Origin of the sequence: Streptomyces sp. NBC_00154 (assembly GCF_026342835.1) — a bacterium.
GTDB lineage: Bacteria > Actinomycetota > Actinomycetes > Streptomycetales > Streptomycetaceae > Streptomyces.
This window is the reverse complement of record NZ_JAPEMI010000002.1, coordinates 77,735-92,845: the sequence shown is the minus strand read 5'-3', so window position 1 is coordinate 92,845 and position 15,111 is coordinate 77,735. Positions and strand designations below refer to the sequence as shown.

Below are 15,111 nucleotides of genomic sequence, written 5' to 3'. Positions count from 1 at the left end.
CCTTGGGGAGCTCTGCGCTGAAAGCCCGCTTTTCGGCCTTCATGTCCAGCTAACCTTCAGTCGGTCCGGGTACATCGGTGAGCGCCGCCGTTGCGGTGACGGCGCGGTCCCGGGTGGCGGACGGATGTGTCGTGCGCCTTCCGGGTACGCCGACGCCGAGGTGAGGCGGTGTCCGGGTCGGGGGTTCCTTGCGTACGAAGGCACGGCGCAGGCGGTGGTACGGCGCGTCCGGGTCGAAGAAGATGGACCGCATCGCGGCCAGTTCCTCCTGCCGGTAGGCGGCCAGCGGCTTGAGCGCCTCCTGGCGCTCGAGCACCGTCTTCTTCCGGGCGATCCGTGTCTGTGCGGCGGTCGACGAGGCCAGCCGGACAGCCAGTCGGACCGTCTCGCTCGCGAAGTCCTGGGGCCGACAGGCGATGGTCCGGTCCACCAGGCCGAGCCGCTCGGCCGATTCGGCGCCGAGCGGCAGCGCTTCGCCGGCCAGCCGCTCGGCCGTCTCGGGCCCCACCCTGCTCGGCAGGGTGCGGGTCCAGTACTCCGAGCCGGACAGCCCCATCAGCCGGTAGTGCGGGTTGAGCACCGAGCCCCTGCGGCACCACACCTCGTCCGCGGCCAGCGCGAGCATCGCTCCGCCGGCGGCGGCGTTGCCGCCCACGGCGGCGACCACGAGTCGGTCGGTGGTGGTCAGCACGGCCTCCACCAGGTCGTTCATGGCGTTGATGTTGGCCCAGGACTCCTCGGCGGGGTCGGCCGCCGCCTCGATGACGTTCAGGTGGATGCCGTTGGAGAAGAAGTCCCGGCCACCGCCCAGTACCAGGACCGAGGTGGGCCGTGAGCAGGCGGTCCGGTAGGCGTCCAGGAGACGCGTGCACTGGGTGGTGCTCATCGCCCCGCCGGGGAACGAGAACGTGAGACGTCCGACGGCGCCGGTCTCCTCGTAACGGATGTCGGTCCAGGTTTCGCGACGCCCGGGTGCGTCCGACGGGACCGGGTCCTCGGGCAGCGGCGGCAACCGGTCGCCGAGCGCCAGGACCGCGGGGAGCTTGAACTGGGCGGGCTGTCCCGGCTGCCGCCTGGCGCGCAGCTCCGGGATCCATACGGCGCCGTCGACGGTGGCCCGGCAGACCCCGCCGGCCCGCGTGGCCAGCAGCTCTCCGGGGCGGCCGCGCAGCCGGTCCTCGGGGTGTCCCCCGTGCAGGAACCACTCGACGCCGAGCAGTTCGTCCAGCACGCCGGGGTGCGAGTCGGCCACCCGCAGCTTTCGCAGCACGGTCTCGGTGGAGTCGGACCGCCAGTCGATCCGCCGGAGCTCCTGACGGAAGTACGGCCGGGTGCCGTCCGTGGCACGTGCGCTGTCCTGGGGCCGGGGGGCGTACATCCCCGAGGCGAACCGGTCGACGGCCCTCAGCACCGCCGTCAGCGCCGCGTCGGAGACCTCGTTGCGGTACAGGTCGCTCTTGCCCACCGGCGGTACGGAGAATTCCACCGCCGCCCAGACGTCTCCGGCGTCCATCTCCTCGTCAGCCTGCAGAACCGTTACGCCCCAACGGGTGACGCCCTCATGGATCGCCCAGTCGAGCGAGGACGGTCCGCGGTCGCCGACGGGTCCGGGATGGACGATGAGGCAGGTGTGCGCCGACCACACGTCGCGCGGGATGGCGGTCCTGAGCATCGGAGCCACGATCAGGTCCGGTGCGAACCCCCGGACCGCGTCCCGCAGATGACCGTCGGAGAGTGCGAGTCCGACCGCCACGGTGTGGCCCCGGTCCCGCAGCTCCGCGTGGACGCGCTGAGTAAGGCTGTTGAACGCACTCGCGACGAGCAGGATGTGCACGGCGGACTCCCAGCGGCTCTGAGGTTCTGCGGCTCCCGACCGGAGCGGGTCCGGCCGCCTGCAAGCCTCGGACACACCCGACGGGCTCCGTCATCACCGGGCGGCGGAGTCACTCGAAAGGAGGAACGTCCTGCGGCCACCCGACGGCCGAGGAGGCAGCCGTGGGGGCGACGGTGCGGCAGGGCGGTCAGGGCGGCTCTGACACACCGTCGGCTCAGTTCTCGGCCGCGTTCTTCCTCAGCCCCCTGGACCGCTTCCCGACGACGGCGACGACCCCGGCCGCACTGCCTGCGAAGGCGAGGGCGGCGATCCACGGCCGGTTGAGGAGGTGATAGGTCGCGTGGTCGAGGGAGTACCGTCCGGGGCCGGTCAGGCCGACCGCGGCGGCGGTGAAGCCGAGGAAGGCTGGGTATTCGTACCCGCCCCCCTGCGCGAAGAAGCCCGCGGGCGCATGGACGGCGACGGCGGCCGACATGGCCCCCGCCGCGGCCGCTCCGGCCGCGGGGGTGGCGAGGCCGAGGGCCAGCAGTACGCCACTGCCCGCCTCACCGAGTCCGGCGGCGAGCGCGCTGTGCCTGGGCGGATGGAAGCCCATGGCCTCCATGCCCGCGGTGGTTGCCTCGATGCCCCCGCCGCCGAACCAGCCGAACAGCTTCTGACTGCCGTGCGCGGCCAGGACCGCGCCGGTGCCGACGCGCAGGACGAGCAGGCCGAGGTCACGCCGGTCGAGGCAGGCCATGGGGGTCTCCGTGGGGGGGGTCGGGTGTGTTCCGGGGTTACGGATCCACTCTCCGCGCCGCGACGGGTGGACGTGCCCCGCTGCTACTCCGTCCGGGGCCGCCGTCCGGTGGTGAGCAAATGCGACGCAGGTCATTGTGCAACTTGTTGCACAATGACGTTTCGGTGGTCTACAACTGGCGCAACGACACTGTGTGAGGAGCCGCCGGATGACCCCGTACCCGAACCTGCTGAGCCCGCTCGACCTCGGGTTCACCACCCTCCCCAACCGGGTGCTGATGGGCTCGATGCATGTCGGCCTGGAGGAGGCGGAGCGCGGCTTCGAGCGGATGGCGGCGTTCTACGCGGCCCGCGCCCGCGGCGGTGTCGGCCTCATGGTCACCGGTGGCATCGCGCCGAACGACCGCGCCCGCCCGTATCCCGGCGGCGCCAAACTGACCACCGAGGCGGAGGCCGAGCAGCATGCTCAGGTCACCGCCGCGGTGCACGCGGCGGGCGGCCGGATCGCCATGCAGATCCTGCACTTCGGCCGGTACGCGCACCATCCGGACCTGGTGGCGCCGAGCGCGATCCAGGCCCCGATCAGCCCGTTCACACCGCACGCCCTGACCGACGACGAGGTCGAGGAGACCGTCGAGGACTTCGTGCGGACTGCGGAACTGGCGCGACGGGCGGGCTACGACGGTGTCGAGATCATGGGCTCCGAGGGCTACCTGATCAATGAGTTCATCGCGGCCGGAACCAATCACCGCACCGACCGCTGGGGCGGTTCGTACGAGAACCGCATCCGGTTCCCGGTCGAGATCGTGCGCCGGGTCCGCGAGCGGGTCGGCAGCGACTTCATCCTGATCTACCGGCTCTCGATGCTGGACCTGGTGCCCGGCGGCTCCTCGCTGGAGGAGGTCGTGCAGCTCGCCCGGGCGATCGAGGCGGCCGGGGCCACGATCATCAACACCGGGATCGGCTGGCACGAGGCCCGCATCCCCACCATCGCGACGTCGGTGCCGCGCGGTGCCTACACCTGGGTCACCGAGAAGGTGCGCGGGTCCGTCTCCGTACCGCTGGTGACCAGCAACCGGATCAACACCCCCGAGGTCGCCGAGGAGATTCTCGCGTCGGGCCGTGCGGACATGGTGTCGATGGCCCGGCCGTTCCTCGCCGACCCGGACTTCGTGGCCAAGGCGGGCGCGGGCCGCGCCGACGCCATCAACACCTGCATCGGCTGCAACCAGGCGTGCCTGGACCACACGTTCAGCGGGAAGATCACCTCCTGTCTGGTCAATCCGCGCGCCTGCCACGAGACCGAGGCCGAGCTCGCCCTGTCGCCGACCCGGACCCGTAAGCGCGTCGCGGTCGTCGGCGCCGGGCCCGCGGGTCTCGCGTGCGCCGTCTCGGCGTCCGAGCGCGGGCACGCGGTGACGCTCTTCGACGCGGCCGACGAGATCGGCGGCCAGCTCAATGTGGCGCGCCGGATCCCGGGCAAGGAGGAGTTCAACGAGACGCTGCGCTACTTCCGTACCCGGCTCGCGGAGCAGCAGGTCGAGCTCAGGCTCGGGACGAAGGCCACGCCGGGCACCCTCGACGGCTTCGACGAGATCGTCCTCGCCACCGGGGTCACGCCGCGCTCCCCCGCGATCGAGGGTCTCGACCACCCCAGCGTGGTCAGCTACCTCGATGTCCTGCGGGACGGGGTGCCGGTCGGTGAGCGGGTCGCGATCATCGGTGCGGGCGGGATCGGATTCGACGTCGCCGAGTTCCTGACGGACGGCGGCGACGCGGCGAGCCTCGACCCGGAGGTGTTCTTCCGGCAGTGGGGGGTCGACACCGGGTACCGGGAGCGCGGCGGTCTGCGCCTCCCCGAGCGCCCCAAGCCGCCGCGCACCGTCCACCTGCTACAGCGCAAGGCGAGCAAGGTCGGCGCGGGGCTCGGGAAGACGACCGGGTGGATCCACCGCACGGAGCTGCGGCACCGTGGTGTGACGATGATCGCGGGCGTCGCATACGACCGCATCGACGACGACGGTCTGCACCTGACGGTCGACGGCGAACAGCACCTCCTGCCGGTCGACACGGTGGTGCTCTGCGCCGGACAGGAACCGCGACGCGACCTGCACGACGCGCTGCTCGCCGCAGGCCGTACGGCGCACCTGATCGGCGGCGCCGACGTGGCCGCCGAGCTGGACGCCAAGCGGGCGATCCGCCAGGGCACGGAGCTCGCCGCCGCACTGTGACAACGGGCCGCTGCGCCCGGGGCCCACGGCTCCGGGCGCGGCGCCGTCCTTAGGATGCGTCCCATGTCACTCCCGCACGCGATCCTCACCGCCCTGCTCGAGAAGCCGTCGTCGGGGCTGGAGCTGACTCGCAGGTTCGACCGGTCGATCGGCTACTTCTGGTCGTCCACGCACCAGCAGATCTATCGCGAACTCGGGAAGCTGGAGGAGGCCGGACAGATCCGGGCCCTGCCGTCGACCCAGCCGGCTCGTGGCCGGAAGAAGGAGTACGAGGTGCTGCCCGCGGGCCGCGAGGCGCTGGCCGCCTGGGTGGCGCTCGCGGAGGACCCGAAGCAGATCCGCGATCCGCTGCTGCTGCGGATGCGAGCGGCGGCGGTGGTCGGCGCACCGGGCCTCACCGCGGAGCTGCGCCGCCACTTGGCGTTGCACGAGAAGCAGCTGGCCGAGTATCTGGCGATCGAGAAGCGGGACTTCCTACCCGGTCGGGACTCCGAGGGGGACCGGCTGCGGCATCTGGTGTTGCGCGGCGGAATCGATCTGGAGAACTTCTGGATCGGCTGGCTGACCCGGGCTCTGGCGCAGGACACCGGTTCGGCCACACCGGCGGGTCCGTCCGGCCCATGAGGGCAGCCCTGAGGACATCTGATCAGGACGGTCGACCAAGGCTGCCGATCAGGGCGGGGTGGCGGGCCGGGCGCGACCGGGCCGCCACCCCGCCTCGTCCACCCGCGTCACGGCCCGCCGACCCGCGTCCCTCCCGGTTCCGGGCTGAGGACCAGCCGGTCGTCCCTCGTCCGGGGGCTGCCGATCACGACCCGGGACTGCGCGCTCGGCTCCGGTTCCGTCCTGGCCCGGTCCGCCAGCGACATCGTCTCGCCCTGGGCGCGGCTGAGCAGAATGACCCCGCGTACCGCGGCGGCGGAACCCAGCAGTGCCGGGATCAGCGCGATCGTCCCGCCCTGGAGGCGTTCGCCGAGCAGGGCCAGGCCGATGACCGCGGCGGCGACCGGGTTGGCGAGGGTGACCACGGCGAGCGGCGCGCCGAGACCGCCCTGGTACGCGGTCTGGGCGAGGAGCAGACCGCCCATCGCGAAGGCCGAGACGAGCAGCGCCACCGTCACCAGGCGCCAGCTGAACAGCGGGCCCGTGTGGTCCGTGGCCGCCACCGTCAGGGTCTGGGTGAGCGCCGAGGCCACACCGGACGTGATGCCGGACGCCGCCGCGTGCCGGAGCCCGGGACGGGTCCCGGGGCGGCTGAGTCCGGCGACGACCGCCATGGTCGCCACACCGACCGCCAGCGCTTCGCCCAGGCTCAGCGTCTCGTGCGGGGCTGTGCCGCCTGCCGTGAGGAGCAGGGCGCCCAGGCCGAGCAGGGTGAGGATCGTGCCGTGCCATTCGGTGCCGGTGACCCGACGTCCGGCGGCGCGTGCGCCCAGCGGAACGGCGGCGACCAGTGTGAGTGCGCCGAGCGGCTGGACGAGGGTGAGCGGGCCGTACTTCAGCGCCGCGACATGCAGCAGCGCTCCACCGGCGTTCAGTGCCACCGCCGACCACCAGGCCGCGCGCCCGAGCATCCGGAACACTCCGGCGCCCGGCTCGCTGCGCCCCGCGAGCCGGGCCTGCGCCACGGCGGCCGCGGCGTAGGCGACGGCGGAGACCAGGGACAGCGCGACGGCTGTCAGCGTGGCGTTCATGGCCGGCCTCCGGACGACGAGGCGTACGCCTCGGAGACGGCCGGATCGGGGATACGGGTCATCGGCAGCGCGGTCGGGGCGACGGTGGGCTCGGCCGCACCGGCGCCGGACGGCCACGGAGTGAGTACCCGGACCGGCGCCGTCCGCTCCAGCCGCAGCGCCGCGAGCGCGACGGCGAGCAACGCGCTGACCACGATCGAGTCGAGCCAGTAGTGGTTGGCGGTGCCGACGATCACCAGCAGTGTGACCAGCGGGTGCAGCAGCCAGAGCCACCGCCACCGCGAACGCGTGGCGACGATCAGCCCGACCGCGACCATCAGCGCCCAGCCGAAGTGCAGTGAAGGCATCGCGGCGAACTGGTTGGCCATCGAGTCGGTGGCCGGGGTGTCTCCGTACACCGTCGGCCCGTACACCTGCCCGGTGTCGACGAGGCCGGCGGCGGCCAGCATCCGCGGCGGAGCGAGCGGGAACAGCAGATGCAGGGCGAGCGCGGCCCCGGTGAGCACCGCGAGGATCCGGCGCGACCAGACGTAGTGCAGGGGCCGGCGCCAGTAGAGCCAGGCCAGGAAGAGCAGCGTGGCCGGGAAGTGCACGATCGCGTAGTAGGTGTTCGCGAGGTGGACCAGCGTCTCGCTGTGCAGCAGCGCGCCTTGTACGGCGCCCTCGCCCGGCAGGTGCACGGCGCGTTCGAAGTCCCAGACGTGTCCGGCGTTGCGGTACGCCTCCTCGAGGTGACCGCTCGCGGCCTGGCGGCCGAGCTTGTAGATCGCGAAGAGTCCTACGACGAGAAGGAGCTCGCGCACGAGGGGCGGTCGGGCAGAAGTGTCCGGCTCCCGTTCTGCGGGCTCACTGCGGGCGTACATCACCCGGTGCCCCTTTGCTGACGAAGCGGTGTTACGGCGGCATGGTCGAGTCCATGACGCATCGATACGCCAGTGTACCGATACGCGAACGTATCGGAACAGCGGCGTTTCGGTACACTGGCGTATCGATGGACCTCGTCGCACACTCGCAGAGAGGGAACAGCACATGTCGTCGCACGATTCCGTGCAGGAACCGGCTCACACGCCGCGCCGCTCGAAGATCACGCCGGAGCGGGCGCAAGAGTTCTATACGGCCGTGCTCGAACTGCTCCGGGAGAGTGGCTACGAGTCCCTCACCATGGAAGGGGTCGCGTCCCGCACCCGGTGCGGGAAGTCCACTCTCTACCGGCAGTGGGGCTCCAAGCCGGAGCTGGTCGTCGCGGCACTGCACAGCACCCGGCAGATGCTGCTGTCGCACATCGACACGGGCACGCTCGCCGGTGATCTGCGCGAGGCGGCGCGGGTCATCGGCGGGCGTGCCGGACGCGACACACCGCTGATGCATGCGCTGAGCCATGCCGCGCTGCAGAGCCCGGAGCTGCTCTGCGCACTGCGCGAAGCGCTGATCCTGCCCGAGTTGGCGGCGATCGACGCCATGGTCCGGCGCGGCATGGAGCGCGGCGAGATCACCGCGGACAACACGGGCGCGGAGTTCGTCTCCGCGCAGCTGCTGGGCGTGATGCGCGCCAGGCCGCTGCTGGAGGCGAAGATCGCGGATGAGGCATATCTCACCCGCTTCGTGGAGAGCGCCGTTTTTCCGTCACTCGGACTGGATCCGGCAACGACCGGGTCCTGATGAACGTGGGCCGTCGTCCGAGCGGATGACGAGGGCCCGCCTGCGCCGCACCGTGGGGACGGGGGCGGCGCACCGTCCGGTCGGCCGGTGACTTCTTCGGGAGTCACCGGCCGCCCGCATTTCGCATGTCCGTCTCCCTCGACAGCTGTCCGGTCCCGGCCACCATCTATCAAACAAACGATTGGTAGATTGCCTTCACGATCGGCACGCACTTCGGCAACAGCAGGGGTGGACCATGGGCATCGGCAATCCCATCGACTTCAAGGGGCGAGCGGTCATCGTCACCGGCGGCACGAAGGGCATCGGCGCCGCGATCGCCGAGGCGTTCCTCGCCACGGGCGCAGAGGTCATGGTCTGTGGGCGCAACCAGCCGTCGGCACTGCCCGGGCACGGTGGGCGGACGGCTCACTTCCGGTCTGTCGACGTCCGGGACCCGGCCGCGGCTGCCGGTCTCGTCGACGCCGCCGTGGAGCGGTTCGGACGGCTGGACGTCCTGATCAACAATGCGGGCGGCTCCCCCGACGCCGACGCGGCGACCGTGTCGCCGCGGTTCGTCGAGAAGGTCGTCGCGCTCAATCTGCTGGCCCCGTTCTATGTGGCGCAGGCGGCGAACCGGATCATGCAGGGCCAGCGGGACGGCGGCTCCGTCGTCAACATCGGCAGCGTCTCCGCCCACACCCCGCAGCCGGGCACCGCCGCTTACACGGCAGCAAAGGCCGGACTGCTGGCGCTGACCCGGGCGCTGGCCCTGGAGTGGGCGCCGAAGGTGCGCGTCAACCACATCACGACCGGGCTGATCCGCACCGCGAGTGCGGCGTCGGTGTACGGCGAGGACGGTGGTGCGGCGGTGGCGGGCGTCATTCCGATGGGGCGGATGGCCGTGCCCGATGATGTCGCACGCGCCTGTCTCTACCTGGCGGGCGGCCTCGCTCCGTACGTCAACGGCGCCGATCTGGCGGTGCACGGGGGTGGCGAGGTACCGGCCAGGTTCCTCGCCGCGAAGGGCGGTCGACGTCGAGACTCGCACCCTGAACCATTCTCGTCCTCTTGACGATATCAATGACCCTCCTTATCGTCTCAATGACGAGAATCAAGGGGGATCCGACATGGCCGACATCACCAAGCGGTTCGGCTGGCGCCATCTGCGCTCCGCACCCACTGCCCACATCCGCCACCACAAGCGCGGCCAACTGGCGCACGACGGGCCGGGACTGAGCTTCTGGTACCGGTCACTGAGCGCCGCGCTCTCCGAAGTTCCGGTCAACGACCGGGAGCTGGCGATGGCCTTCCACGCCCGTACGTCCGACTTCCAGGACGTCACCGTGCAGGCCACCGTGACGTACCGGATCAGCGACCCGGCCGAGGCCGCCGCCCGGCTCGACTTCTCCGTCGACCCTGACACCGGCGTCTGGCGCGGTGCGCCGCTGGAGCAGATCGCCACACTCCTCACCGAGACCGCCCAGCAGCACACCCTGGACGTGCTGGCACGCACCCCGCTGGCCGGGGCACTGGTCGACGGAGTCGCGTCGGTACGGAACCGGGTCGCCGAGGGACTTGCGGCCGAGCCCCGACTGCCCGCCACCGGCATCGACGTGGTCGCCGTACGGGTCGTCGCGATCCGCCCCGAGGCCGAGGTGGAGCGCGCCCTGCGCACCCCCGCCCGGGAGCAGATCCAACAGGAGGCCGACCGGGCCACGTACGAACGCCGGGCCGTGGCGGTCGAGCGCGAGCGGACCATCGCCGAGAACGAGCTCGCCAGTCAGATCGAACTCGCACGCCGCGAGGAGCAGTTGGTGGGGCAGCGGGGCACCAACACCCGCCGCGAGGCCGAGGAGAACGCGGCGGCCGACGGGGTGCGCGCCGAGGCCGAAGCGGCGCGCAAGGTGCGCCTGGCCCGCGCCGAGGCGGAAGCCGCCCGCGAAGTCGGTGCCGCACGCGCCGAGTCGCAGGCGGCCTGGCTGCGGGTGCACGCGGAAGTGGACACCGGGACGCTGCACGCCCTCGCCGCCACCCGGCTCGCCGAGAACCTGCCGCGTATCGACAGCGTCACCCTCTCCCCCGACGTCCTCACCGGACTGCTGACCCGGCTCGGCCGGCCCGACCCGGAGGCGCGCGCGTGAGCCTCGCGCCCCGGGCGGTGCTCGTGCACCGGACGACCGAGTACGAGGAGCTGCTCGCCCGACACGGCACTCATGGCCAGGCGGAGTTCTTCCTGTCCTCCCGGGGCCGGTCCATCGAGGAGGTGGCGCGGCGGCACGCGCGGGCCCGGCAGGCGCTCGCCGATGTGGCGGCAGCCGTACCGCTGCAGTGGCGCCAGTCCCGGGTGGAGCGCGCGGATCTCGACCGCTTCCTCTTCGGGCCCGAGGATGTGGTGGTCGTCGTCGGGCAGGACGGACTGGTCGCCAACGTCGCCAAATACCTGTCGGGCCAGCCCGTTGTGGGCATCGACACCGACCCCGGCCGCAACCCGGGCGTGTTGGTGCGCCACCGTCCCGGCGATGCGGCTGCCCTGTTCCGGGCGGCCGCGTCCCCCGGCGGCACGACGGACGATCTCACCATGGTCGAGGCCGTCGCCGACGACACCCAGCACCTCCTCGCACTCAATGAGATCTATCTGGGCCCGCCAGGTCACCAGACGGCCCGGTACCGGCTCGGCCCCGACGCCGAGGGGTCCCCCGCCGAACCGCAGGCGTCCTCCGGCGTCCTGGTCGGCACCGGCACCGGCTCCACCGGCTGGTTGCGCTCGCTCTGGCAGGAGCGCGGGAGCGCTCTGACGCTGCCCGGACCGACCGACCCCCGGCTGGTCTGGTTCGTACGCGAGGCCTGGCCGTCGCCCACGACCGGCACCTCGCTGGTGGCGGGCGAACTCAGGCACGACCAGCGCCTGCGTCTCACCGTCGAGTCCGACCGGGTGGCGGTCTTCGGCGACGGAATGGAGGGCGACGCACTGGAACTGGCATGGGGTCAGACCGTGCGCATCGGCATCTCGGCGACATCGCTGCGGCTGACCGTATGAGCAGCCATCGCGAGGCGGGCGGACAAGGGCTGCCGGGTCCTGGCCGCATCCCGGTCAATGCCTCGATCGAGTGACTTCCCACCGCACGGGTGAATCGAACGTCCGATTACGACCGCTCGCCCAGCCGTACTCCGGAACACGCCTCCAACTCGAACATCAGGCCGACGATTCGCTCTCGCCCCTCCGTGACGACCTCGTGATCAGCTGCGTTCTCCGGTCGCTTGTCCCGATCGAAGCGACTCAGGAGGAACAATGAATTCCGTACGCGCCCTTCAGCGTGTTCATCTCATGTTCGATCCGCTTCCGGTGCCTCCCCCGCTTCCCCGGCATCGGGTTGACGCTGCATCAGTTCCACTCCTGACCCTGGCCGGCCCGGTCTCGGGGTGGTGGGCATGAGCCTGGAGAAGCCCCTGCCGACCGGTCCCACCGCCGCCGTCCCGCACCAGGTGGGCAGGACGAAGCCCGGTGCACCACGGCCCGCCGCACCCCCGGAACTGAGTTTCACCGGACGGGTGCACGCCAACGCGATGCAGGACGCGACCCTGTGGGACATGGCGCGCCGTATCCCGGCCGCGCTCGGCCGTACGTTCCGGCTGGCCTGGTCGGTCGACCGGCACATGGTGGTGACCGTGCTGCTCTGCCAACTGCTCTCCGGCGTCGGAACGGCCGTGATGCTCGCCTCGGTGGCGGACGCGATGGGGCCGCTGTTCGGCTCGGCGGACGCCGCGGCCGGTCTTCACCGCGCGTGGCCGGCGCTGACCGCCACCGGGATCTTCGTGGATATCGGCCTTCCTGTCGGCGGATTCGTCGACGTGCTGCTGCTGCCGATGGCTTCGGAGCGGTGGCCGGAGGAAGGGACGGTTGCCGAGTTCGAGCTCTGGTGGGCCGATGAGCGCCCGCAAGTGCGGCTCAAGCCGGTGGATCGTCATTTCCTGAGGGATGATTTCGACGAGTGGCTGAGTAAGTGGCGGCCTGGCTGGCCAGCTGAGCACGGGCAGAACCTGCCGGAGGACACCACGTTGGCCGAGGCATGGGTGAACGCGACGGCGACGCCCCTTCGGGGAACCGGCGTGGTGACGGGTTTCACTGCGGAGACGGAGGAGACGCTACGTGCGGCCGGGTGGTTTCCCGGGCGGCACGTATCCGTTGAGCTGTGGCGCGAGCGACTGGAGGAAAGCGGCGAAGTGCGCATGCACGAGGCTGCTAAAAGCTTCCTGGCGGAGTTCGGCGGCCTGAGTGTGTGGATCGGCGGGCAGGGCACCACGTGCGCCAAGTCGCCCTTTAACTTCGACGCCGAGTGCCTCGTCGGCGAGGAGGGCCGCTTCGCTGAGTGGAGCCAGACGATCGGACGCGATCTCTTCCCGATTGGCGAACTCGACGAAGGCCGGTTCTTCCTCGGCATCGATCAGAACAGCGAGGTCTATCTGGTCGAGACGTGGGTCGCGACCTTCGGTCCGGCCCAGGACGCGCTGGAGAAGCTCGTCCTGGGTGTTGCTCCGGAAACTATCGCCAGGGCATGAACTTCGACAGGGTGCCCCTGTCGGGTTCGTCTAGGAAACCGGGTCGGTGCAGGGCAGCCCGGAAGGCAGGATGGCGTCGTGACAGACGATCAAGACCGAAGACAGCCGCCCACGACCAGCACGAGCACCCACGAACCCCGCCACACCAGCAGCCGCACCAGCGAAAACCAAGATGGTGGATCTTCAGTGAAGATCCGACTGGACCTCGGTCAGTCGATGCCTTCGACGATGCGGAAGTCGCGCTCGACGCCGTCGGAGAGGGCGACCAGCGCCTCCTGGTAGGCCGCACTCTCGTGCGCCGCGACGGCCTGCTCGAAGCTGTCGAACTCGATCAGGACGGTGCGCTCGGCGATTCCGGCGTCATGCGCCACGACTCGTGCGCCGCGACGGCCTGCTCGAAGCTGTCGAACTCGATCAGGACGGTGCGCTCGGCGATTCCGGCGTCATGCGCCACGACCCGACTGCCACGGGCGAGGATCCGACCGCCCCCGGCCTCGACGGCCGGACCGGCCAGCTTGTTGTAAGCAGCCAGCTTCTCAGGGTCTGAAATGGTGCGGTAGGCGCTGACCCAGTAGCCCTTGGGCATGGAACCTCCAGTGTTGGGATGAGTGCATCTGACTTACGGGTTGGTCTCGGACGAGCGTCGGCGGGCGAGAGCGAGGCTTGTCAGCGTCGTGATCGCCATGGCGCCGATGCCGACCAGCGCCGCGGTGGTGTAGGCGCTGTCGTCGGGGAAGAGGTGGCCGGGGCTGGTGCCCGCGGCGAGGATCAGGCCGCCGATGGCGCTGCCCAGGGAGTACCCGACGCTGCGGACGACGTAGTTGAAGCTCATGGCGCTCGACGTCTCGCTCTTGGGGGTGACGGCCAGGATGACGCCGGGCATCGCGGCCGAGAAGCCGCCGACGCCGAAGCCGAGCACGCCCATCGCCGCGAACAGTTCGGCCAGGTCCGACCGGGCCGCCGCGAACAGGGCGAACCCGCCGCCGACCACGACGGCGCTGCCGGCCAGGAGCAGGGGGTCGGCGATCCGCGTCCGGACCCGCGGCGTGAGCTTGCCGGCGACGAACCCCAGCACCGAGAACGGGATGAGGACCAGCCCGGCGACGAAGGTCGTCAGCCCGAAGCCGTAGCCGGCGCCGTGCGGCGTCTGCGCGTACCGGGTGATGAGCGTGAGCAGGAGGTACATGCCGATCCCGCCGACGAACATGGCGAGGTTCGCCCCGGCGACCGCCGGGTGCCGCACCGCCCGCACATCGACCAGGGGCGTCGTGCTGCGCAGCTCGATGACGGCCCAGACGCAGAGCAGCACCACCGCGACGACGGCGAGGCCCGCCGCCACGGCGAGGTGCCGGCTCCATAGATTCCGTTCGCCGGCGAGGAACAGCACCAGGAGCAGCGCAGCGGCCAGGACGACCGCGCCTGCCACGTCCACGTGGGCGGAGCGGCCTTCGGGGGCTTCGGGCATGGAGCGCCACGCGGTCAGGAGGGCGGCGGCGGTGACGACCAGGCCGAGGCCGTAGGCGGCCCGTACCCCGCCGAGCTCGGCGAGCAGTGCGGCCAGCGGGTAGCCGACGCCGGCCCCGATGATCGAGACCACCGAGATCAAGGCGATCACGGCCGCGCTGCGCTCCTCGGGGAGGTGGTCCCGGGCCACGCCCATCATCAGCGCCGTCAGCCCGAGCCCGACGCCCTGGGCCGCCCTGCCGGCCAGCAGCCACGCGAACGGCAGCGGCAGCACGGTGAGCGCGCTGCCGGCGACGACGACCGCCAGCGTGGCGAGGATCGTGGCCCGCCGGTGCGGGCCGGCTCCGAGCCGGCCCAGGACCGGCGTGGCGACGGCGCCGCTGAGCAGCGCGACGGTCAGCGTCCACTGCGCGCTGCCGAGCGAGACGTGGAACGAGGTCGCCACGCTGGTGATGAGCGGCGTCCCGAGGCTGGCGACCGCCGCCACGACCAGAGCGATGAACGTCAGGGCGGGGACCAGCAGCCGCGCCTCGGAACGCGCCACCGGGAACGCCTTCACCGCGACCCCGCCGACCGGCTGCCCGGTCACTGCTTCGGCCCTTCGCGGTCCTGGCTTTCGAGCTCTGCCAGATGCTTCAGCGCCGGAAGGGCCGCCACCAGCGCCTCGACCTCGTCGCCGGTGAGCTCGCCGATCAACCCCTCGAACGCGTGGACGCCCGCCTGGCGCCGCGTCCGGACATAGAAGGCGCCGGCCTCGGTCAGGCACACCAGCGTGACCCGCTTGTCGGACGCGTCGCCCCGCCGCTCGACCAGGCCGGACTCCTCCATCACCCGGACCAGGGCGGTCATCGCGGGCTGGGTGACGCCCTCGACCGCGGCCAGATCGGTGATGCGCCGCGGGCCGGTCCGGTCCAGGGTGGCCAGGGTGGCGGCGGACGTCAGGCTCATGTCCCGG

The 15,111-nt window shown here is 71.4% G+C and carries 13 protein-coding genes and 1 pseudogene; 7 read left to right on the top strand and 7 right to left on the bottom strand.

The genetic code is table 11. The features are described 5' to 3' along the window. Positions 1-49: 49 nt before the first annotated feature. Together OHA03_RS36770 and OHA03_RS36765 are read right to left on the bottom strand one after the other, a co-directional pair. Positions 50-1,834, bottom strand: a complete 1,785-nt coding sequence (locus tag OHA03_RS36770) for a hydrogenase maturation protein (protein ID WP_267008363.1) — start codon at positions 1,832-1,834, stop codon at positions 50-52. Positions 1,835-2,048: 214 nt separating this feature from the next. Continuing rightward, complete coding sequence (locus OHA03_RS36765; protein ID WP_267008362.1) at positions 2,049-2,573, bottom strand: DoxX family protein; 525 nt, start codon at positions 2,571-2,573, stop codon at positions 2,049-2,051. 208 nt (positions 2,574-2,781) lie between these two features. Between OHA03_RS36765 and OHA03_RS36760 the strand changes: the two genes are divergently transcribed. Then, on the top strand, positions 2,782-4,803 hold the full coding sequence (locus tag OHA03_RS36760) for an NADPH-dependent 2,4-dienoyl-CoA reductase (RefSeq protein ID WP_267008361.1): 2,022 nt from the start codon (positions 2,782-2,784) through the stop codon (positions 4,801-4,803). Between the two features lie 63 nt (positions 4,804-4,866). Next, positions 4,867-5,427: a PadR family transcriptional regulator gene (locus OHA03_RS36755; RefSeq protein ID WP_267008360.1), complete on the top strand. Its 561-nt coding sequence runs from the start codon at positions 4,867-4,869 to the stop codon at positions 5,425-5,427. Between the two features lie 107 nt (positions 5,428-5,534). Here the strand turns inward: OHA03_RS36755 and OHA03_RS36750 are convergent, their stop codons facing one another. Both OHA03_RS36750 and OHA03_RS36745 read right to left on the bottom strand, forming a co-directional pair. Further along, positions 5,535-6,497, bottom strand: coding sequence for a hypothetical protein (locus OHA03_RS36750; protein WP_267008359.1), 963 nt, complete (start codon positions 6,495-6,497; stop codon positions 5,535-5,537). Next, on the bottom strand, positions 6,494-7,363 hold the full coding sequence (locus OHA03_RS36745) for a phosphatase PAP2 family protein (protein WP_267008358.1): 870 nt from the start codon (positions 7,361-7,363) through the stop codon (positions 6,494-6,496). The genes OHA03_RS36750 and OHA03_RS36745 overlap by 4 nt, the downstream gene beginning before the upstream one ends. Positions 7,364-7,526: 163 nt before the next feature. On the opposite strand from OHA03_RS36745, the gene OHA03_RS36740 reads away from it, so the two are divergent. The 5 genes from OHA03_RS36740 to OHA03_RS36720 all read left to right on the top strand — a co-directional run bounded on the left by OHA03_RS36740 (position 7,527) and on the right by OHA03_RS36720 (position 12,692). Next, positions 7,527-8,156 (top strand): TetR/AcrR family transcriptional regulator, encoded by a 630-nt coding sequence (locus OHA03_RS36740; RefSeq protein ID WP_267008357.1) that lies wholly within the window; start codon positions 7,527-7,529, stop codon positions 8,154-8,156. Positions 8,157-8,391: 235 nt separating this feature from the next. Next, positions 8,392-9,207 (top strand): SDR family oxidoreductase, encoded by an 816-nt coding sequence (locus tag OHA03_RS36735; protein WP_267008356.1) that lies wholly within the window; start codon positions 8,392-8,394, stop codon positions 9,205-9,207. A 55-nt stretch (positions 9,208-9,262) separates the two neighbouring features. After that, complete coding sequence (locus OHA03_RS36730; RefSeq protein ID WP_267008355.1) at positions 9,263-10,276, top strand: SPFH domain-containing protein; 1,014 nt, start codon at positions 9,263-9,265, stop codon at positions 10,274-10,276. Further along, positions 10,273-11,172: a hypothetical protein gene (locus OHA03_RS36725; RefSeq protein ID WP_267008354.1), complete on the top strand. Its 900-nt coding sequence runs from the start codon at positions 10,273-10,275 to the stop codon at positions 11,170-11,172. Before OHA03_RS36730 ends, OHA03_RS36725 begins: the two co-directional genes overlap by 4 nt. A gap of 392 nt (positions 11,173-11,564) precedes the next feature. Beyond that, positions 11,565-12,692 (top strand): SUKH-3 domain-containing protein, encoded by a 1,128-nt coding sequence (locus OHA03_RS36720; RefSeq protein ID WP_267008353.1) that lies wholly within the window; start codon positions 11,565-11,567, stop codon positions 12,690-12,692. A 209-nt stretch (positions 12,693-12,901) separates the two neighbouring features. On the opposite strand, the pseudogene OHA03_RS36715 reads toward OHA03_RS36720, so the two are convergent. From OHA03_RS36715 to OHA03_RS36705, 3 genes and pseudogenes are all read right to left on the bottom strand, one after another. Then, positions 12,902-13,278 (bottom strand): annotated as a pseudogene (locus tag OHA03_RS36715) (DUF1330 domain-containing protein). Positions 13,279-13,311: 33 nt separating this feature from the next. Further along, complete coding sequence (locus tag OHA03_RS36710; protein WP_267008352.1) at positions 13,312-14,745, bottom strand: MFS transporter; 1,434 nt, start codon at positions 14,743-14,745, stop codon at positions 13,312-13,314. Next, entirely contained in the window at positions 14,742-15,104 is a 363-nt protein-coding gene (locus OHA03_RS36705; protein WP_323181401.1) for a MarR family transcriptional regulator, read from the bottom strand. The genes OHA03_RS36710 and OHA03_RS36705 overlap by 4 nt, the downstream gene beginning before the upstream one ends. Positions 15,105-15,111: the final 7 nt, after the last annotated feature.